Annotated in this window: 12 protein-coding genes; 9 read left to right on the plus strand and 3 right to left on the minus strand. The window is 73.2% G+C overall.

Annotated features, from left to right (window positions below):
- Positions 1-13 precede the first annotated feature (13 nt).
- A complete protein-coding gene (locus SK854_RS05225) occupies positions 14-2,860 on the plus strand; it encodes an AfsR/SARP family transcriptional regulator (protein ID WP_319973828.1) in 2,847 nt (948 codons plus the stop codon).
- Between the two features lie 44 nt (positions 2,861-2,904).
- On the opposite strand, the gene SK854_RS05230 is transcribed toward SK854_RS05225, so the two are convergent.
- The 3 genes from SK854_RS05230 to SK854_RS05240 are packed head-to-tail and all read right to left on the minus strand — an operon-like array spanning position 2,905 to position 6,385.
- Positions 2,905-3,669, minus strand: coding sequence for a thioesterase II family protein (locus SK854_RS05230; RefSeq protein ID WP_319973829.1), 765 nt, complete (start codon positions 3,667-3,669; stop codon positions 2,905-2,907).
- Positions 3,670-3,677: 8 nt separating this feature from the next.
- The gene (locus SK854_RS05235; RefSeq protein WP_319973830.1) at positions 3,678-5,348 is read right to left on the minus strand and encodes a non-ribosomal peptide synthetase; all 1,671 of its coding nucleotides are present in this window, start codon (positions 5,346-5,348) and stop codon (positions 3,678-3,680) included.
- Positions 5,345-6,385, minus strand: a complete 1,041-nt coding sequence (locus tag SK854_RS05240) for a TauD/TfdA family dioxygenase (RefSeq protein ID WP_319973831.1) — start codon at positions 6,383-6,385, stop codon at positions 5,345-5,347. The genes SK854_RS05235 and SK854_RS05240 overlap by 4 nt, the downstream gene beginning before the upstream one ends.
- A gap of 21 nt (positions 6,386-6,406) precedes the next feature.
- Here SK854_RS05240 and SK854_RS05245 point away from each other — a divergent pair, with 21 nt between their 5' ends.
- The 8 genes from SK854_RS05245 to SK854_RS05280 are packed head-to-tail and all read left to right on the plus strand — an operon-like array spanning position 6,407 to position 19,333.
- Entirely contained in the window at positions 6,407-6,532 is a 126-nt protein-coding gene (locus tag SK854_RS05245) for a hypothetical protein (RefSeq protein ID WP_319973832.1), read from the plus strand.
- Positions 6,533-6,577: 45 nt separating this feature from the next.
- Positions 6,578-11,218: a non-ribosomal peptide synthetase gene (locus SK854_RS05250; protein WP_319973833.1), complete on the plus strand. Its 4,641-nt coding sequence runs from the start codon at positions 6,578-6,580 to the stop codon at positions 11,216-11,218.
- Positions 11,215-15,648, plus strand: a complete 4,434-nt coding sequence (locus SK854_RS05255; RefSeq protein WP_319973834.1) for an amino acid adenylation domain-containing protein — start codon at positions 11,215-11,217, stop codon at positions 15,646-15,648. The genes SK854_RS05250 and SK854_RS05255 overlap by 4 nt, the downstream gene beginning before the upstream one ends.
- Positions 15,649-15,681: 33 nt before the next feature.
- On the plus strand, positions 15,682-15,876 hold the full coding sequence (locus tag SK854_RS05260) for an MbtH family protein (RefSeq protein WP_319973835.1): 195 nt from the start codon (positions 15,682-15,684) through the stop codon (positions 15,874-15,876).
- Position 15,877: 1 nt separating this feature from the next.
- On the plus strand, positions 15,878-16,168 hold the full coding sequence (locus SK854_RS05265) for a phosphopantetheine-binding protein (RefSeq protein ID WP_319973836.1): 291 nt from the start codon (positions 15,878-15,880) through the stop codon (positions 16,166-16,168).
- Complete coding sequence (locus tag SK854_RS05270) at positions 16,165-16,932, plus strand: thioesterase II family protein (RefSeq protein WP_319973837.1); 768 nt, start codon at positions 16,165-16,167, stop codon at positions 16,930-16,932. Before SK854_RS05265 ends, SK854_RS05270 begins: the two co-directional genes overlap by 4 nt.
- A complete protein-coding gene (locus SK854_RS05275; RefSeq protein WP_319973838.1) occupies positions 16,913-18,088 on the plus strand; it encodes a cytochrome P450 in 1,176 nt (391 codons plus the stop codon). Before SK854_RS05270 ends, SK854_RS05275 begins: the two co-directional genes overlap by 20 nt.
- A gap of 15 nt (positions 18,089-18,103) precedes the next feature.
- Positions 18,104-19,333 (plus strand): MFS transporter, encoded by a 1,230-nt coding sequence (locus tag SK854_RS05280; RefSeq protein ID WP_319973839.1) that lies wholly within the window; start codon positions 18,104-18,106, stop codon positions 19,331-19,333.
- Positions 19,334-19,348 lie beyond the last annotated feature (15 nt).

The following is a 19,348-nucleotide window of genomic DNA, read 5'->3' on the forward strand; positions in this document are numbered from 1 at the left end:
GAAGGGTGGCCGCATGTCTCCAGGGAGGTTCCGGGTTCTCGGCCCGGTGGAGGTCGACGGTCCCGGAAGCGCGGCGCGGATCCCGCCCGGCAGGCAGCAGATGATCCTCGGGCTGCTGCTCGTGGAGGCCAACCGGATGGTGAGCACCGAGACGCTGGTCGACGCCCTGTGGGAGGAGAACCCTCCGGACACCGCCCGCACGCAGGTGCAGATCTGCGTCTCGCGGCTGCGCCGCACCTTGGCAGGGGCGGGCATGTCCGCGGTCATCGACACCCGTCCGCCGGGCTACGAGCTGCGGCTCAACGGGGACACGCTGGACCTCGCCGACTTCCTCGCCCGCACCACCGAGGCCCGCGTGCTGGTCAAGGAGGGCCGCACCGCCGAGGCGGCCGCGCTGCTGCGGGAGGCCTCGGCGTTGTGGAGCGGGCCGTGCCTGGGCGGGGCCCCCAACCGGTCGCTGCGCACCCGTGCGCTGCGGCTGGACGAGGAACGGCTCACCTGCGTCGAGGACCACCTGGAACTGGAGCTGGAACTGGGCCAGCACCACCAGCTCGTCGGGGAGGTCACGCGCCTGGTCCACGAGCACCCGTTGCGGGAGCGTCCGCGCGCCCTGCTGATGGTGGCGCTGCACCGCTCCGGCAGGCAGGCCGAGGCCCTCGACGTCTACCGCACCGGTCGTACCCTGCTGATCGACGAGCTGGGTCTGGAGCCGGGGGAACGGTTGCGCGGCCTGGAAGCGGCGATCCTCTCCGGCGAGATCCCGGCCCAGCCCCGTGCCGGCACCGCGGCGCCCGCACCGCAGAGCACCGACACCACACGACCGGTTCGGCCACGGCAGCTGCCCGCCGACACCGCCGACTTCGTCGCCGACGAGGAGATGTTGCGCGGCGCGGAGTCCGTGCTCGTCGGGAGCACCGCGCGCACGGCCGTGGGGGTCGTGGTGATCACGGGGCGGCCCGGCGTCGGCAAGAGCACGGTGGCCGCCCACCTCGCGCACCGGGTGGCGCAGGAGCACTTCCCCGACGGGCAGCTCTACTGCGACCTGCACGGCACCGACCAACCGTCCGCTGTGGACGATGTGCTGGGCCGTTTCCTGCTGGCACTGGGAATTCCAGGGCATGTGATCCCCGACGGCCTCGACGCCAGGCTGGAGATGTACCGGACGCTGCTGGCCGACCGGCGGGTGCTGGTCGTGCTGGACGACGCGGCCTCGGAGGGACAGGTCCTGCCGCTGCTGCCGGGCAGCAGCACGTGTGCGGTGGTGGTGACCAGCCGGTCGCGGCTGACCGGTCTCCCCGGTGCCCGCCAGGTCGAGCTGGACGTCCTCGACGCCGGGCAGTCGCTGCGGTTGCTCGGCCTGGTCGTCGGAGAGGATCGGGTGGCTCGCGAGCCCGAGGCCGCCGCGGCGCTGGTGCGCACCGTCGGCGGACTGCCGCTGGCGCTGCGGATCATCGCCGCCCGCCTGGCCGCCCGGCCGCACTGGACGCTCGCGTCGATGGTGCAACGGCTCGCCAGCGAGCGGCACCGGCTCGACGAGCTCGCCCACGGCGAGCTGACCATCCGCGCCAGCCTCTCGCTCACCCACGACGGCCTCGACCGCCGGTCCCGGTTGCTGTTCGGGCTGCTGAGCCTGGCCGAAGGGCCCGCGGTGCCCGGCTGGGTCGCGGGCGCGGTCCTCGACGACGACCGGCCTTTCCCGTCGGACCTGCTCGAACCACTGGTGGACGTGCAGGTGCTCGACGTGGTCTCGGTCGAGCCGACCGGCGAGTTCCGCTACCGCTACCAGGACGTCCTGCGCCTGTTCGCCAGGGAGAAGGCCGCGCAGGAGATCCCCGCCGACGATCGCGCCGCCGCGGTGTCCCGTCTGCTCGGCGGGTGGCTCGCGCTGGCCGAGCAGGCGCATCGGGACATCTACGGCGGTGACTACACCGTGCTGCACGGAACCGCGCCGCGCTGGCGGCCCCCGTCCGTCCTCGCCGACCCCCTGGAGTGGATGGACGGTGAGCTCGCGAACCTGTGCGCGGCCGTCCAGCAGGCGGCCGCCGCCGGCCTGGACGAGCTGTGCTGGGACCTCGCGGTCACCTCCGTCACCCTGTTCGAGTCGCGCGGCTACCTCGACGACTGGGAACGAACCCACGCCGTGGCACTGAAAGCCGTGCGCGCGGCGGGCAACACCCGCGGCATCGCGGCGGTGCTGAGCTCGCTGGGCACCCTGCACATCAACCGCGGCCACCTCGACGCGTCCCGTGCCGTGCTGCTCCCGGCCGCGGAGCTGTTCGAGGACCTGGGCGACACCCACGGCCTGGCCCTGTGCCACCGCGACCTGGCCCTGATCGCCCGCAACACCGGCGACGACACCACCGCGCTCGGCCTGTACGACCGCTCCCTCTCGGGCTTCACCGAGGTCGGCGACATCGTGGGCCGCGCGATCGTCCTCACCCAGCGCGCCTTCATCCTGGCCAGGAACGGCGGGGCCGACCAGGCCCGCACCGACCTCGCCGAGGCGATGGCGGTGCACGAGTCCGTCGGCTACACCGGAGGCGCCGCCCGCACGCTCAGCCGCATCGGCCAGGTCCAGGCCATGGCGGGCGAACACACCGCCGCCACCACGACCATGCGCCGCGTCCTCGACATGGTCCGCGAAGCCCGCGACGTCATCGGCGAAGGCCAGCTCCTGCGCAACCTGGGCCAGGTGAGCACCGCCGCCGGTCGCTACGCCGAAGCCCGCGGCTACTTCGAGCAGGCCCTCTCCATCCGCGAACGAATACTCGACCACACCGCCGCGACGTCGATTCGCGCCGAACTGGCCGTCCTGGCCGCACGGGAGACCGAGCCCCACTCCCTGGTCCCGACGGGCTGACCGGCCGGAGGGAGGTCGGCAGGACGGCGACCTCCCCCACCCGATCACACCCCGGCGGGAACGGACTCCAACGCCGGGATGAACTGAGGCAGCGACCGCCACACCTCCTCGGTGTAGAAGTGCCCGCCCGGCAACTCGACGTGCCGGTACTCGCCGCCCGCCAGCGCCCGCCACTGCGCCGCCGTGTCCGCGACGATCACGTCGTCGTCGGCCCCCGTCAGGACCTGCAGCGGCACGCCGACCCTGGTCCCGTCCGCGTAGGTGAACGTGTCGCGGACGCGGATGTCGGCCCGCATCAGCTCCAGCGCCATCTCCCGCAGCTCCTCGTTGCCGAGGACGTAGTCCGCGAGCAGGCCGTTGACCGTCATCCACGACAGCAGCCCCGCGTCGGTGTCGCTCTGCGCGGGGAACATGTCGCGCGGTGTCAGTCCCCGGCTCGGCGCGTTGGCCGACGACACCACCAGGGCGTCCGGGCGGCGGCCGCCGGCCTGCTCGATCCGGGCGGCGACGTCGAACGCCATCCACCCGCCCATGCTGTGTCCGAAGAGGACGTACGGCCGGGTCGCCGCCGCGAGCACCGCCTGCGTGGCGTCGGCCGCGAGTGCCTGCCAGTCCTCGGCGTGGTCCTCGAGGAACCGCCCGTCCCGTCCCGGGTAACAGATCGCGGCGAGCTCCACGTCGGCCGGCAGGACGTCAGCCCACGGCAGGTACGGTCCCGCGCCGCCGCCGCAGAACCCGAGGCACACCAACGCCCTCGTGGCCTCCGGTTTGCGGCGGGGGCGGACCACCACGTTGTCGATGTTGTCCACTGTTCCTCCTAGACGCGCAGGGACTCGACGTGCCGGGCCAGGTCGGTCAGGCGGGGGTGGCGGTAGACGTCCTTCGTGGACATCTTGAGGCCGAAGGTCTTCTTCACCTTCGACACCACCCGCAGCGCGACCAGGGAGTGGCCGCCGAGGGCGAAGAAGTCGTCGTCGGCGTTCACCGAGTCACGGCCGAGGACCTCTGCCCACACGTGAGCGATGAACTGCTCGAACTCACCCTCCGGAGCGGTACCGGCCGCGGCGGGCGGCGCGGGCAGGGCGGCGGTGTCGAGCTTGCCGCCGGGGGTCAGCGGCAGCGCGGCGACCTCGACGAACGCGGCCGGGACCATGACCTCCGGCAGGGACGCAGCGGCGTGCTCGCGCAGCTGCTCCGCGCCTGCCAGGCCCGAGGGCACGTAGTAGGCGACGGGCTGGCCGGCCAGGTCGTCGCGGACGACGACGGCGGCCGCGGCGACGGCGGGAGAGGACCGCACGACGGTCTCGATCTCCCCCAACTCCACCCGGTGGCCGCGGATCTTCACCTGGCGGTCGGCGCGGCCGTGGAACTCCAGCAGGCCGTCCGCGGTGCGGCGCACCAGATCGCCGGTGCGGTACATGCGCGCGCCCGGTTCACCGGAGGGGTCCGGCAGGAAACGGGCGCCGGTCAGGCCGGAGCGGCCGAGGTAGCCGTGGGTGACACGAGGGCCGGCGACGTACAGCTCGCCGATCTCACCGTCGAGGACCTCGCGCAGCGCGGTGTCGAGAACCAGGAGTCTGTTGCCGGGCAACGGGTTGCCGATGCTCGGGTGGTCGCCCTCGACGACGGCGACCGTCGCGTCGACGGTGCACTCGGTCGGGCCGTAGAGGTTGAACGCCTCCACGGTGCCGGCGGCGGCCAGCTCCCGCCACACCGGCACGCTGATCGGCTCGCCACCGATGAACAGGCGCAGTCGCCTGCCGTCGGGGCGTCCGGGCAGCAGGTGCTCGCGCAGCATCTCCCAGTGCGTGGGCGTCATGTCCACATCGGACACACCGCACTCGTCGAGCCACGCGGCCAGCTTGGCGGGTTCGGTGCGGTGCGCGTCCTCCAGGACGACGATCGTGTCGCCGCGGCAGACGCGGGCCCACTGCTGCACGGACGCGTCGAAGGACGCGCTGGCGTTCCAGGCCACGACACGGGGCTCGGCCGCGTACACGGCCATCTCCTCCAGTCCGTCCACAAGGGACACGACGCCACCGCGGGTGGCCTGCACTCCCTTGGGCAGACCGGTGGAGCCGGACGTGTAGATCACGTAGGCGGCGTCGTCGGCCGACACGGCGACGTCGGTGTGCGCGCCGTCGTGAGCCCCGGCCAGGTCGTCCGGCGTCACGGTCGTGCGCACGGCGGCGTCGGTGGTCATGTGGTCCAAGCGGTCGGCGGGGTAGGCCGGGTCGAGCGGCACGTACGCCGCGCCGGCCCGCCACACCGCGAGCAGCGCGACGAGAAGTCCGCTGCCACGCGGCACGCTCACGCCCACGCGGTCGCCGCGGACCACTCCGCGCTCGGCGAGCACGGCGGCCAGCGCGGCCGTGCGGGCTTCCAGTTCGGCGAAGGTCAGCGCGCCCTCGGTGTCGCGCACGGCGACCCGTTCGGGCGCGGCCCGCACGACGTCGTGGAAGCGGGACACCAGGTCCTGGCCCGTCATCGGTCCTCTCCGCTCATCGGGGTCGCCGACGGGGCGACGGTGGGCGCGCAGTCCAGCACGGAGACCGGCTCGCCCATGGCGACGACGATCTTGCGGTCGCCGCGGAACGGGTCCCGGCCGTGCGTGGACAGGATGTTGTCGACGAGGAGCAGGCCACCGCTCTCCCAGCGGCGGCGGGTGGTGGCGGCCTCGTAGGCGGCCTGGATGGTGGCGAGCTCCTCGCGGCTGAGCGCGGTGCCGTCGCCGAACGCGGTGTTGAACGGCAGGTCCTCGACGCCGAACTCGTCGACCAGCGCGTCGCGCAGCTCCTCGTCCAGCGCCCACTCGTTCCAGAACGCCATGTGGTTGAACCACACCTCGGCGCCGGTCACCGGGTGCGTGATGATCCCGGGACGCAGCTGGGTGGTGCGCAGGTGGCCATCGGACTGCCACTGGCAGGACACCAGGTTCTCCGCGCCGTACTCCTCGACCTCGTCCTTTGTGGACGCGGCGAACGCGGTCTGCCACGACGTGGAGATGTGCTCGGAATAGCTGCGGTTGAGCAGCCAGCCGACCTTGCGCATCTTCGCCACCAGCTCCGCCGGCAGCGACGCGAGCACCTTGCGGCAGTCTGCCACCGGGGTCGCGCCTCCCTCCGGCGGAGCGATCAGGCAGGCGAACATGAGCAGACCGGGGAACGTGAGGGTGTAGCTGTTCTCGTTGTGCATGTGGATCGGCTGCGCGGCGGGCAGGTCGGTGGAGGAGAACACACCGTTGCCGAAGTCGCTGCGCGGAGTGGCCTTCTCCCGGTACGGGGTGCGCTCGGGCATGAGCGTGTCGCGCACGAGGCCGAAGTCGTCGACGTCGTGCACGGGCAGGCCTCGCACGTACACCGCGGCGTGCTCGTGCAACAGGCCGCGCAGGGCGTCGGCGTTGGCCCGCAACCACTCCGTGGCCTGCTCGATCGAGTGCACGTTCTCGGCGTCGACGGTGGCGGGCGCGCCGGGCTCGAACGTGCACACCAACGGCGTCGTACCTGACAAAGCGGTGGGGCTCATCGCACTTTCCTCTCTGCTGGCGTGGTGCCGACGCTAGGCACGCGGCGTTCCCTTGTGCGGCAGGCGGTGCGGCAGCTGCTGGGGCAGGTGCGGGCTTCCCCCAAGGTGCCGCTCGACCTGCCGATCCGGCCACCGGCGCGCGCCTAGCTTTCGACTCGAACGTCCACCGCGCACACCGATCCGGAGGGTGACATGTCGCTGCACGAGGAGGTCGGCCGCATCGCGACCGCCACACCGGATCGCACCGCGGTGCGGACCGGGGGAAGGTCGACCGGCTACGCCGAGCTCGACCGGCTGGCGGGCGCGCTGGCCGCGGCACTCACCGGCGCGGGGCTGCGGCCCGGCGGCGTCGTCGCGGTGCGCAGCAGTGCGCGGGCGGACTACGTGACCGCGATGCTCGCCGTGTGGCGGGCGGGCGGGGTGTACCTGCCGCTGGACCCCGAAGCCCCCGCCGGGCGCACCCAGGACATGCTCGACGACGCGGGCGCGGCCCTGCTCGTCGAGGAGGGCGTGGTCCGCGAGACCGGCATCGCCGCCCGCGGCGCGACCGCCGGCCTGGCGTACCTGATCTACACCTCCGGTACGACCGGCCGTCCCAAGGGCGTCGCCGTCGACCACACCGCGCTGGCCGCGCACGTCCCTGCCGTCGCGGAACGCTTCGGGATCACCGGCCAGGACGTGGTGCTGCAGCTCGCGGGCCCGTCCGTCGACGTCGCCGTCGAGCAGATGCTGACCGCGCTCACCTCGGGTGCCTGCCTGGTGCTGCCCGAACGGCGGTTGCTGTCGGTCGACGAGCTGTTGCGCCTCATCGAGGACGAGCAGGTCACCGTGGCCAACCTCCCCGCCGGCTACTTCCACGACTTCGCCGCCGCTCTGGACCGGGTGCCGCCGTCGTTGCGTCTCATGGTCTCCGGCAGCGACCGGCTGTCCCCGGCCGCAGCGGCCGAGTGGACCCGGCGCACCGGCGTGCGGCTGCTCAACGCCTACGGCCCCACCGAGACCGTCATCACCGCGACCGTGCACGAGACGGCCGGGGAGACCGGTTCGGTGCCGATCGGCACGCCGGTCGGTGGGCGGCGCGCGCACGTCCTCGACGGTCTGCGCCCGAGCGACGAGGGCGAGCTGTACCTCGGCGGTCCCGAGCTGGCAGTGGGCTACCTCGGTGGTGCGGCGCTGACGGCCGCGCGCTTCCTGCCCGACCCGTCCGGCCCCGCGGGGTCGCGCATGTATCGGACGGGTGACACCGTCCGCCGTGGCCCTGACGGCGTGCTCGACTTCGTCGGCCGCGGTGACGACCAGGTCAAGGTCCGCGGCTACCGGGTGGAGCTGGGCGAGGTGCAGCACACCCTCGCCGCGCACCCGGCCGTGGAGACCTGCGCGGTCGTCCCGCACGGCACCGGCCTGGCCGCCTACATCACCGGCACGGCGGACACCGCCGAGGTGCGCGACTTCCTCACCCGTCGGCTGCCCGCGCACATGGTCCCCGCCTCGGTCACCGTGCTCGACCGGTTGCCTCTCACCGACGGCGGCAAGGTCGACCGTGCTGCGCTGCCCGTTCCCGCCACTTCCGAAGCCGTCCCCGATGACGACGCTCCTCGCGACCACACAGAGCAGTTGCTCGCCGGGATCTGGGCCGACGTCCTGGGGGTTCGCCGGATCGGTCTGCACGACAACTTCTTCCACCTCGGCGGCGACTCCCTGACCGCCGTCCGGGTCGCGAGCCGCGTGTTCGAGGCGTTCGGCCCGGTCTCGCCCTACCTGGTCTTCGAGGCCCCCACACTCGCCGAGTTCGCCGCCGCGCTGCGCGCCGGCTCGACGCCCGCCCGGCCCGGCCCGGTCGCTCTGCCCGGCTCCCCCGCGCCGTTGTCCCGGTTCCAGCGCGGCCTGTGGCTGCGGGAGTGCTGGGAGCCCGGAGGCTCGGTCTACAACGTGCCCTGGCTGTTCCACTTCTCCGGTCCGCTCGACACCGCCGCGCTGCGCCAGGCCCTGCAGTCGGTGGCCGACCGGCACGACGCGCTGCGCTCGACCGTCGGCACGGACGCGGACATGGCACCCGTGCTGGTCGTCCACGACCGCGTGGAGGTCCCGTTCACCGAGTCCCACGCGGAGCTCGAGCACCAGGTCGCCGACGTCGCGCAGCTCCCGTTCGATCTCGCCGAAGGGCCGCTGCTGCGGGCCCGCCTGGTCCACACCGGCCCCGGCGAGGCGACTCTCGTGCTCGTGCTGCACCACATCGTCTGGGACGAGGGTTCGCTGCGGGTGCTCGACCGTGAGCTCCGCGAGTGCTACCTCGCCACCGTCGAGGGCCGTGCGCCTCGCCTGGCCGATTTGACCGTCCAGTACAGCGACTACGCACGTTGGTCCACCGAGGACTCGCTTGAGTCCGATGTGGACTACTGGGTCGAGCACCTGCGTGGTGCGCCGTCGGCCCCCGCCATCAGTCCTGACCACGACGGCACCGCCGCCACCGGACGTGGCGGAGTCCTGCCCTTCGCGTTCGAACCGGAGCTCGCCGAGGGAGTGCGTGCCCTGGCCCGTGCCGCCGGCGCCACCCCGTACCTCTTGCTGCTGGCCGCCCTCGTCGAGGCGCACCGTCGCCGCGGGGTCGCCGACGTGGTGATCGGCACCCCGGTCAGCGTCCGCGACCGCGCCGAACTCGACGCGCTCGTCGGCTACTTCATCAACCTCGTCCCGCTGCGCTTCCGGCCCGACGGCGAGGAGCTGACCGGCCGCGACCTCCTCGACCACGTGCGTTCGGTGGCGCTGGACGGCTTCCGCCACCAGGGCGTGCCGTTCGAGGAGATCGTCGCCGCGACGTCCGGCGAGCGCAGCGGCGCGGGCACCGTCCTGTTCCAGCTGGTCTTCGAGATGCACACCGCCGACGCCGCGACGGCCCCGTACGGCGCGGTCGCCGTCGAGAAGCGGTTGCACTCCAACGAGTTCTCCCGGTTCGACCTGTCCTGGTCGGTCGAGGACGACGGCGTCGGCTTCCACGGCCGCGTCGAGTACGCCGCCGACCTGTTCGACCCCGCCACCGCCGAGGCGCTGGGCGCCCAGTGGCGGACGGTGGTCGAGGAACTGGTCGCCGACCTCGACGCGGAACTGCCCGCCCCGGCCGAGCCCGTCGACATCCACACCCCCGTGCACTTCCGCATCGCCGAGCAGGCCGGGCGGACCCCTGACTCGACCGCTCTCGTCTCCGGCGCGGAGTCGCTGACCTACGCGGAACTCGACGCCGCCGCCAACCGCGTCGCCCGGCACCTCGCCGCGCTCGGGGTCGTCCCCGGCGACGTGGTGGCCGTCCGCATCCCCCGCGACACCGCCCTGGTCGTGGCGCTGCTCGCCGTGCTCAAGGCGGGTGCGGCCTACACGCTGCTCGACCCCGACCTGCCCGCCGCCCGCCAGGAGCAGGTGATCACCGACGCGGGTGTGCGGCTGGTCGTCACCGCCGACACGGTGGCAGGAGCTTCGGACGACACCGGCGAGTTCGCGGTGCCGGTCGACGCCGATGCCGTCGCCTGCGTCATGTACACCTCCGGCTCCACCGGCCGTCCCAAGGGCGTCGCCGCCACGCACCGGGCGCTCGCGGCCACCTACAGCGGCCAGGACTACGCCGGTTTCGCCTCCGACGAGGTCTGGCTCCAGTGCTCGCCGGTGTCGTGGGACGCGTTCGGGCTGGAGCTCTACGGGGCCCTGATGTTCGGTGGGACGTGCGTGCTGCACCCCGGCCAGCGGCCCGACCCGCAGACCATGGCCGAGCTGGTCGCCCGGCACGGGGTCACCCAGCTGCAGCTGTCGTCGAGCCTGTTCAACTTCCTGGTCGACGAGCTCCCGGAGGTCTTCGCCGGCCTGCGGGTGGCGTTCACCGGCGGTGAGCGCGCCTCGGCCGCCCACATCGCCCGCCTCGCCGAGCGGTATCCGCACGTGCGGGTCGTGAACGGCTACGGGCCGGTGGAGAGCATGGGCTTCACCACCACCCACGACGTGGCTTCGATCGATCCCAGCGCGGCGGTGCCCATCGGCCGGGCCGTGGTGCACAAGGGAGTGCACGTCCTCGACGAGAAGCTCCAGCCGGTCGGCGGCAGCGAGCAGGGCGAGATCTGGGTGACCGGCGCGGGCCTCGCGCTGGGCTACGTCGCCCAGCCGGGGATCACCGCCGGACGCTTCCTGCCCGACCCGTTCGGTCCGCCGGGGTCCCGGATGTACCGCACCGGCGACATCGGCGGCTGGAACCAGGACGGCACGCTCGCCATCACCGGCCGCGCCGACGACCAGGTCAAGATCCGCGGGTTCCGGGTGGAGCCCGGCGAGGTGGCCACCGTGCTCGCGGGGTGGTCCGCGGTCGGTGACTGCGCGGTCGTGGCCCACGAACCGGTGCCCGGACAGCCCCGCCTCGCCGCCTACGTCACCGCCCGCGGCGACGTCGTCCCGGATCTCGCCGGCGTGCACGACTTCCTGGCGGGCCTGCTGCCCGACTACATGCTGCCGTCCAGCGTGACCGTTCTCGACGCGCTCCCGTTGACCCCCAACGGGAAGCTCGACCGGGCCGCGCTGCCCGTCCCCACCGAGACCGTGGCCCCTCCTTCAGGCGGACCGGCCGCGACCGACGCCGAACGGCTGGTGGCGCGGGTGTGGGCCGAGGTGCTCGGGCTCGCCGAGGTCGGGCCGCACGACAACTTCTTCCGCGTCGGCGGCAACTCCCTGGCCGCCGTGCGGGTCGCCATGCACCTGTCCAGCGCGACCGGGTCCCGCGTCCTGCCACGGCAGGTGTTCGCCGCACGGACCGTGAGCGCACTCGCCCGCACGCTCGACACGACTGGAGCAGCACAGTGAGCACCACGACGCCGGTCTCCGGCCTGCAGCGCGGCCTGTGGTTCATGGACCGCTGGAACCCGGGGTCTCCCGCCTACCTCGTGCCGTGGGTCTTCGAGTTCGACGGCACGGTCGACGCCGATGTCCTGCATCGCGCGCTGCGGTTGCTGGTCGGACGGCACGAGGCCCTGCGCACCACGTTCGACCTCGGCCCGGATGGTCCGGTCAGGACGGTCCACAGTGGAGTCCGACTGCCGTTCGCCTCGGTCGCCGTCGACGGGCAGGCCGCCCTGAACGCCTTGCTGGACTCCGAGACCCGCACCGGGTTCGACCTGGCGGAGGGGCCACTGCTGCGGGCCACCCTGGCCACCGGACCGGGGGTGCCGGACACGCTCGTCCTCGTCGTGCACCACATCGTGTGGGACGGCTGGTCAGCCGGGGTGTTCGAACGCGAGCTGGCCGCGGCGTACACCTCCCTCGCCGCGGACCGGGAGCCCGACCTCACCCCTCTGGCCCCCGTTCACGACATCGCGGTGTCCACAGAGGACTCGCTGTCCTACTGGGCCGAGCGGCTCGCCGGTGCGCCCGCCGAGCTGACGCTTCCCTCGGACCGGTCCCGCCCGTCCAGCCGGACGTTCGCGGGTGGCACCGAGGCGTTCGGCCTGCCGGTGGGCACCGCCGGCCGCGTCCGCGACCTGGCCGCCGACCTCGGCGCGACGCCGTTCGTGGTGCAGGTGGCCGCGTTCGCCGCGCTGCTGCACCGCTACACCGGCGCCAGGGACCTGGTGGTCGGCACCCCCGTCACCACCCGCGACCGCCCCGAACTGGCGAACGTCGTCGGCTACTTCGTCAACATCGTCGCCCTGCGCGTGACCGTCGACCCCGCCGCCACCTTCGCGGACCTGGTCGAGCAGGTCCGCGACGCGGCCTTCGACGCCTACGCCTACCTCGACGTGCCCTTCGACGAGGTCGTCGACGCGCTGGCGCTGGAACGTTCGGCCCGGCACGCGCCGCTGGTGCAGGTCGTCTTCGGCGCGCACGCCGAGGACCCGGCCCCACTGCGCTTCGGCGCGGCCACCGCGACTCGGCGCATGCACCACAACGGCACCAGCAAGTTCGACCTGACCTGGTCGACCTTCGACGACGGCGAACTGCGCGGCGAGGTGGAGTACGCCACCGACCTGTTCGACCGGAAGACCGTGCTGCGCATGGCCGGCCACTGGCGCTCCCTGCTCGCCGCGGCGCTGGACGCGCCGGAGGACCCGCTGTGGCGGCTGAGCCCACTCGACGCCGCCGAGACGGCCGCCGCGCTCGCACCTCCGCGCGCCGCCTTGCCGTCGTCGGCCACTCCTCTTCCGCTGCACCGCGCGTTCGAGGCCGCTGCCGACGCCCACCCCGACCGCCTCGCGCTGACCTGCGGGGAGCGGTCGTGGACGTACGCGGAGCTGGACGCGGCCGCCAACCGCGTCGCCCACACGCTGGCCGCCGACGGCGTGCGCCGGGGTGACCGGGTCGGGGTGCTGCTGGAGCGCGGCGAGCGGGTCGTCACGGCGATCCTGGGCGTGCTCAAGGCGGGCGCGGCCTACGTGCCCGTCGACCTGGCAACTCCCCGCGACCGCGCCGAGTTCGTCTTCGCCGACACCGGCGTCGACGTGGTCGTCACCGACGACTACCTGGCCGGGCCGCGGCTGGCGCAGGCGCCGTCGCACCGGCCGGAGGTGTCCGTCGAGCCGGCCGACCTGGCCTACGTGATCTTCACGTCCGGCTCGACCGGCAGGCCCAAGGGCGTCGCGGTCTCGCACGAGCACGTCGGCAGGTTGATGCGGTCGGGCGCGGACCACTTCGCGTTCGCCGAGACCGACGTGTGGACCCTGTTCCACTCCTATGCCTTCGACTGGACGGTCTGGGAGCTGTGGGGGCCGCTGCACCACGGCGGACGGCTGGTCGTGGTGCCCCGCGTCGTCAGCCGCTCGCCCGAGGCGTTCGCTGATCTGCTGGCCTCCGAAGGTGTCACCCGGTTGTGCCTGACCCCGTCGGCGCTGCGGACGCTCGAGGGCGTGCTGCGCACGTGGCCGCTTCCGTTGCCCGCGTTGCGTTCGGTCATGCTCGGCGGCGAGGCGCTCGACCCGGCCGTGGTCCGCCGTTGGTTCGCACTGGAGCACTGCCCGCCCGCGGTGCTGTGCAACCTCTACGGCATCACCGAGACCACGGTGCACGTCACCACCCTCGACCTGCCCGACGCGGCCGCGTTCAGCCGCAGCCTGGTCGGCGAGCCCATGCCGCACCTGTCGGCGCTGGTGCTCGACGAGCGCCTGCAGCCGTGCCCGGTCGGCGTCGCCGGCGAGCTGTACATCGGTGGCGGGTCGCTGGCCAACGGGTACTGGGGACGGCCGGGGCTCACCGCACGGCGGTTCCTGCCCGACCCGTACGGCGTCGTGCCCGGTGGCCGGCTCTACCGCACCGGGGACGTGGCGCGGCGGCTGCCGGGCGGCGGCCTGGAGTACGTGGGCCGCTGCGACGACCAGGTCAAGGTCCGCGGGTTCCGCATCGAGCTCGGCGAGGTCGAGAACGCCGTCGCCGCCCACCCCTCGGTCACCTCGTGCGTGGTCACGGTGCACGACGACAGGCTTGCCGCCTACGTCACCGTCGACGGCACGCCGCCGTCGTACGCCGAGCTGCGCGCGTTCCTCGCGGGAACGTTGCCGGAGCACATGATCCCGGCGACGGCGACCGTGCTCGCGGTGATCCCGCTGACCGTCAACGGCAAGGTCGACCGGGCCGCGCTGCCCGCCCCCGACCTCGGGTCCGTGCGCGACACCGACGCGCACGTGGACCCCGCCACGCCGCAGGAGCACGCGCTCGCCGAGGTCTACGCCGAGGTGCTCGGTGTCGACGGGGTGGGTGCCCGGGACAACTTCTTCCACCTGGGCGGCGACTCCATCCGCGCCGTGCACCTCGCGGGGAAGCTGCGCGAACGCGGCTGGACCCTGTCGCTGCCGGACCTGTTCGGCGCGCCGACGCCGGCCGAGCTCGGCCCGCTGCTGAAGGCCTGCAGCGGCCGGGAGAAGCGGTCAGCGCCGTTCGACCTGGTGTCCGAAGTGGACCGCAACGCGCTGCCCGCCGACGTCGTGGACGCCTACCCGATGGTGGCCATGCAGATGTCGATGATCTTCCACATGGAACTGTCCGACGACGCGGGCGGCTACCACAACGTCAACAGCTACCGGGTCGCCGGCACGCTCGACGAAACCGCGCTGCGGCAAGCAGTCGGCGACGCCATGACCCGGCATCCCGTGCTGCGGACCACCCTCGAAGTCTCGCGCTACAGCGAGCCGTTGCAGCTGGTGCACGCCGAGGCACCGATTCCGGTGCACGTGGAGGACCTGCGCGGGCTGAGCCCCGACGAGCAGGACGCCGCGGTCGCCGAGGTGTTCGACGACAACGTCGCCGCCCGGTTCGACCTGCGCACCGCCCCGCTGTTCCGGGTCACCGCCCAGCACCTGGCCGATGACGCCTTCCAGCTCACCGTCGCCGAGCACCACGCCATCCTCGACGGCTGGAGCTTCACCTCGTTGCTCGCCGAGGTCCTCGAACGCCACAGCGCTCTCTCCGCCGACCCCGGCCACAAGCCGCTGCCCGAACCCAGGTCGACCTTCCGCGAGTTCGTCGCCGTCGAACGGGAAGCGCTGGCCTCGCGGGACAGCGAGCGGTACTGGAAGTCCACACTGGACGGAACGAGCGGCGCGATCTGGTCCAGCGGGCCACCGGAGCTGGACGAGCCGGAGATCCCGCGCACGATCGAACGCGTCGTCCCCGGCGCCGACGCGATGCTGCGCGAGACCGCCCGCCGGCACGGCGTCACGGTGAAGACCGTCGGCCTCGCCGCGCACGTCGCCGCGCTGCACCGGGTCACCGGCCTGCCGCGCTTCACCACCGGACTGTCGGTCAACGGCAGGCTGGAGACCGACGGCGGCACCGAGGCGTACGGCCTGTTCCTCAACACCGTCCCCCTGGTGGTCGACTTCGCCGAGACCGGCGCGGACGCCACCCGCCTGATCACGGCGATGCACGAGGCCGAGGCGGCGATGCTCCCCCACCGCCGCATGCCGTTCGCCCGCATCGCCCGCCACCTCGCCGACACCCGGCTGGAGGCCTGCTTCGCCTTCCTGCGCTTCCACTCGCTGGGCAGGCTGGCCGACTCCCCGACCCGCCTGCTCGACGACCGCATCGGCTGCGAGCCGACCATGCGCTACGAGCCGACCAGCTTCGCCCTCGGCGCCGCCCTGGTGCAGGACCCCTCGTCGGCACGGGTTCTCCTCGCCGTCGACCACCTGCCCTCGGTCGTCCCCGACGACGTCGCCGACGCCTACACCGACGCCTACGTCGAGGCGCTGCACGTGCTCGCCGGCGACGCCACCGCGGACCTGCGGGCCCCGGAGCTCACCCGCTAGCCCCAGATTTTCCCGTCAAGGAAAGGAAAACCCATGGACGCGTTCACCGACTTCGCCGTGGTGATCAACCACGAGGAGCAGTACTCGATCTGGCCGACCGAGCTGGACGTGCCGGCGGGCTGGCACACGGTCGGCAAGAGCGGCGCGCAGCAGGAATGCCTCGACTACATCGACGAGGTGTGGACCGACATCCGCCCGCTGAGCCTGCGCACCGCGCTGGGGGTCTGACATGACCGCCACCACCGACATCGAGGACGTGGTCGCCGCTGTGTGGGCGGACGTGCTCGGCGTCGAGCGGGTCGCGCCGACCGACGGGTTCTTCGCGCTGGGCGGCTACTCGCAGCAAGCGGTGCGCACCGTGCACCTCCTGCGCGACCGCCTGGGCGTGGCCGTCACGCTGCGGGACCTGATGTCGGCGAGCACGCTGGCCGACTTCACCGCCGCCGTGCGGGTCCGTGCCGAGGCGGGCGCGCCCGCCCGGCCGATGCCGCGCCTGACCGGCAGGCGCGGCACGCGATGACCACCGCCGTCGCCCGCCCGGTCGTGCTGGACGACTGGTCCTACCTGCCCTGTCCGCAAGGGCCGCGGGCCCGGCGCCTGGTGTGCTTCCCGCACGCGGGCGGCGACGTCGGCACCTTCGCGGAGCTCGCCGCCGCGGTCGGACCGGACGTCGAGGTGCTCGCCGTCCGCCTGCCCGGCCGGGGCGGGCGCTTCACCCACCCGCTGCCGGGGACGTTCGCCGAGCTGACGTCCGCGGTCGCCGCGGGCGTCGGCCCCCGGATCGGCCAGGACGCGGTGTTCTACGGCCAGAGCTTCGGCGCCCTGCTCGCCTACGAGGTGGCGGTGGCGTTGGGGCGCAAGGGTCCCGCGGCGGTCGTGGCCGCCTCGGCTCCCGCCCCGGCCGACTGGGAACGCACCGTCCGGGACGTCGTGGCCGACCCCGCCGCCGGAGCCGAGCGGTTGCTCGCCGAGTGCGGGCTGCCCGTGCCCGACGACGACGCGGTCCGCGCCATGGTGCTGGCCGTGCTGCGCGCCGACATCGCCGTCGGCGCGACCTACCGGCACCGGCCGGGCCCACCGGCCCGGTTCGCCGTCCACGCTCTGGCGGGCGCCGCCGACCACGGTGCCAGTCCGCCCGGGACGTGGGCGAACACCACGGCAGGCCCGTTCACCTCGGCGGTGCTGCCCGGCGGGCACCTGCTCGTCGCACCCGGCGACCCCGGGCCGGCCGACCTCCTCCGAACCCTCTGCCTGGGAGCGCGCAGTGACCACCACGACCGTTGACCTGACCGACGCCCGCCTCTGGGCAGACCCCGGCATCGGCGCCCTCGTCGACGACCTGCGCGCCCTCGCCCCGGTGCAGCTCACCCACACCGCCCAGGACGGTCCGGTGTGGTCGGTGCTGTCCTACGAGCACTCCTCCGCGGTGCTCACCGACGCCGCCACCTACGGCTCCACCGGCGGGTCCCTGCTCGGCACCGGTGGCGCACCCGCCGGAGCCGGGAAGATGATGGCGCTGACCGACGGCAAGCACCACCGCGACCTGCGGGCCCCGCTGCTGCCGTTCTTCTCCCCCAAGGGCGTGCGCGGCAGCGCCGAGCGCATCGACGACCTCGCCGCGCAGGTGGTCGCCGATGCGGTGGCCAAGGGACAGGTCGACCTGGTCGAGGTCATGGCCACCGTCCCGCTGGTGGTCATGTGCGACGTCCTCGACATCCCCGAGTCCGACCGCGACATGGTCGTGTCGGTGTGCGACGCGGCGTTCCTGGGCACCACCCCGCAGGACCGCAGGGCTGCCCACCAGCGGCTGCTGCCGTACCTGTTCGACCAGGCGATGCGCCGCCGGATGGCACCGGCCGGCGACCTGATCAGCGTCCTCGCCACGCACAAGGTCAAGGGCAGGCTGCTGCCGATCGAGGACGTCGTCCTCAACCTGGACAACATCATCGTCGGCGGCGTGCAGACCGTCCGGCACACCGCGGCGATGAGCATCATGGCGCTGCTGGACAACCCCGCGGAGTTCCAGCGGCTGAGTGAAGGCGCCGTCGACGTCGACTCCGCCACGGACGAGCTGCTGCGCTACACCTCCGTCGGCCTGCACGTGCTGCGCACCGCCACGCGCGACGCGGTTCTGGGCGGGGTCGACATCAAGGCCGGCGACAAGGTCGCGGTGTGGACGTGGGCCGCCGACCACGACGCGGCCGCGTTCGACGCCCCGCACGAGTTGCGCCTGGACCGCTCGCCCAACCGGCACCTGGCGCTGGGCGTCGGCCCGCACTACTGCATCGGCGCGCCGCTGGCCAAGGCCGAGCTCGGCGCGGTCTACCGGGCGCTGCTGGACCAAGTCGCCGAGATCGAGGTGACCGGGGAACCGGTGCACAACCAGTCGATCATCAACTTCGGCTTCGACCACCTGCCCGTCACCCTGCACGCGCGCTGAGAGAGGTCCCTTCCCATGTCCCAGACGACAGTCAGCGACGCACGCCCGTCCCCACCCCGAAGGCCCGGCTGGCCGCGCGTCGGCGTCGTGCTCGGCGGCCAGGGCGTGTCGCTGATCGGCGACCAGGTGTTCTTCATCGCCGCGGTGTGGGCGGCCGCCCAGATGGGCGGGACCACCGCCGTCACCCTGGTCACCCTGGCCGAGTCGGTGCCCCGCGCCCTGGCGATGATCTTCGGCGGGGTGCTGTGCGACGCACTGGGACCGCGGGTCGTGTTGCTGCGCACCACGTCCGTGCGGATCGCGGTGCTCGCCGTGGCCACCGTGATCGCGCTCAACTCGCCGTCGGTGTGGCTGCTCGTCGTCGTGGCGGCGTTGGAAGGCGCGCTGCTGGGCCTGGGCACGCCGTCGTTCGGCACGCTCATGCCCCGCATGGTGGAGGGCGACCAGCTCGGCAGGGCGAACTCCATCCGCACCATGGTGGCCCGGTTCGCTCCGATCATCGGGTCCCCGTTCGGTGCGTGGCTCGTCGCGGAGGGACAGCTCCCGATCGCCCTGGGCGTGGTGACGGTGGGCTGTGTGGTCGCGCTGCTGTGCCTGGCGCCGGTCACCAAGGAGATCTCCGCACCCACCGCGGCGCCGAGCGGGGTGCCGATGTGGAAGCGCACCGGCGACGGGCTGAAGCTGCTCCGCTCCGACCGCAAGCTGCGTCTGCTGTTCCTCTCCGCGCTGTGCCTCGACTTCGCCTTCGCCTGGCCGATGAACCCCGGCCTGCCGGTGCTCGTGATCGAACGCGGCTGGCAGGTCTCCGCCGTGGGCCTGGTGATCGCCTGCTGGGCGGGAGGTGCGCTGGCAGGAGCGGGGATCAGTGCCGTCGTCGGCGAACGGGTACCGCTGTCGATTCGGCTCGTGGGCAGCGGCGTCGGCATCGGCGTGCTGCTGGTGGCGATGGTGTTCGCTCCCACCCTGGCTCTGATGGCCGTCCTGTCGGCGGCTCTCGGCGTCTGCTCCGGGCTCAACGGGCCCGCAGCCGTCACGCTCTACCAGAAGGCCGCCCCCGCCGACCGGCTCGGCACCGCCATGGCGATGCTCGCGCTGGCGGGCATCGGCTGCGCCCCCTTCGCCTACGCCCTCTCCGGCGCCCTCGCCGGCCTCACCTCGCCCGAGCTCGCCTGGGCGGTCACCGCGCTGGTCGCGTTCGGCGGGCCCATCACGGCCGCCCGCGCGCTGCGGATCCCGTCGGTCTAGAAAGGAAAGCCCACC

It is taken from the genome of Lentzea sokolovensis (assembly GCF_033949975.1).
Classification (GTDB): Bacteria; Actinomycetota; Actinomycetes; order Mycobacteriales; family Pseudonocardiaceae; genus Lentzea; species Lentzea sokolovensis.

Excerpts from the sequence above, each read along its gene's own strand:
- SK854_RS05225 (WP_319973828.1), top strand. The coding sequence starts at position 14 with ATGTCTCCAGGGAGGTTCCGGGTTCTCGGCCCGGTGGAGGTCGACGGT.
- SK854_RS05235 (WP_319973830.1), bottom strand. The coding sequence starts at position 5,348 with ATGACGGGCCAGGACCTGGTGTCCCGCTTCCACGACGTCGTGCGGGCC.
- SK854_RS05240 (WP_319973831.1), bottom strand. The coding sequence starts at position 6,385 with ATGAGCCCCACCGCTTTGTCAGGTACGACGCCGTTGGTGTGCACGTTC.
- SK854_RS05250 (WP_319973833.1), top strand. The coding sequence starts at position 6,578 with ATGTCGCTGCACGAGGAGGTCGGCCGCATCGCGACCGCCACACCGGAT.
- SK854_RS05260 (WP_319973835.1), top strand. The coding sequence starts at position 15,682 with ATGGACGCGTTCACCGACTTCGCCGTGGTGATCAACCACGAGGAGCAG.
- SK854_RS05265 (WP_319973836.1), top strand. The coding sequence starts at position 15,878 with ATGACCGCCACCACCGACATCGAGGACGTGGTCGCCGCTGTGTGGGCG.
- SK854_RS05270 (WP_319973837.1), top strand. The coding sequence starts at position 16,165 with ATGACCACCGCCGTCGCCCGCCCGGTCGTGCTGGACGACTGGTCCTAC.
- SK854_RS05280 (WP_319973839.1), top strand. The coding sequence starts at position 18,104 with ATGTCCCAGACGACAGTCAGCGACGCACGCCCGTCCCCACCCCGAAGG.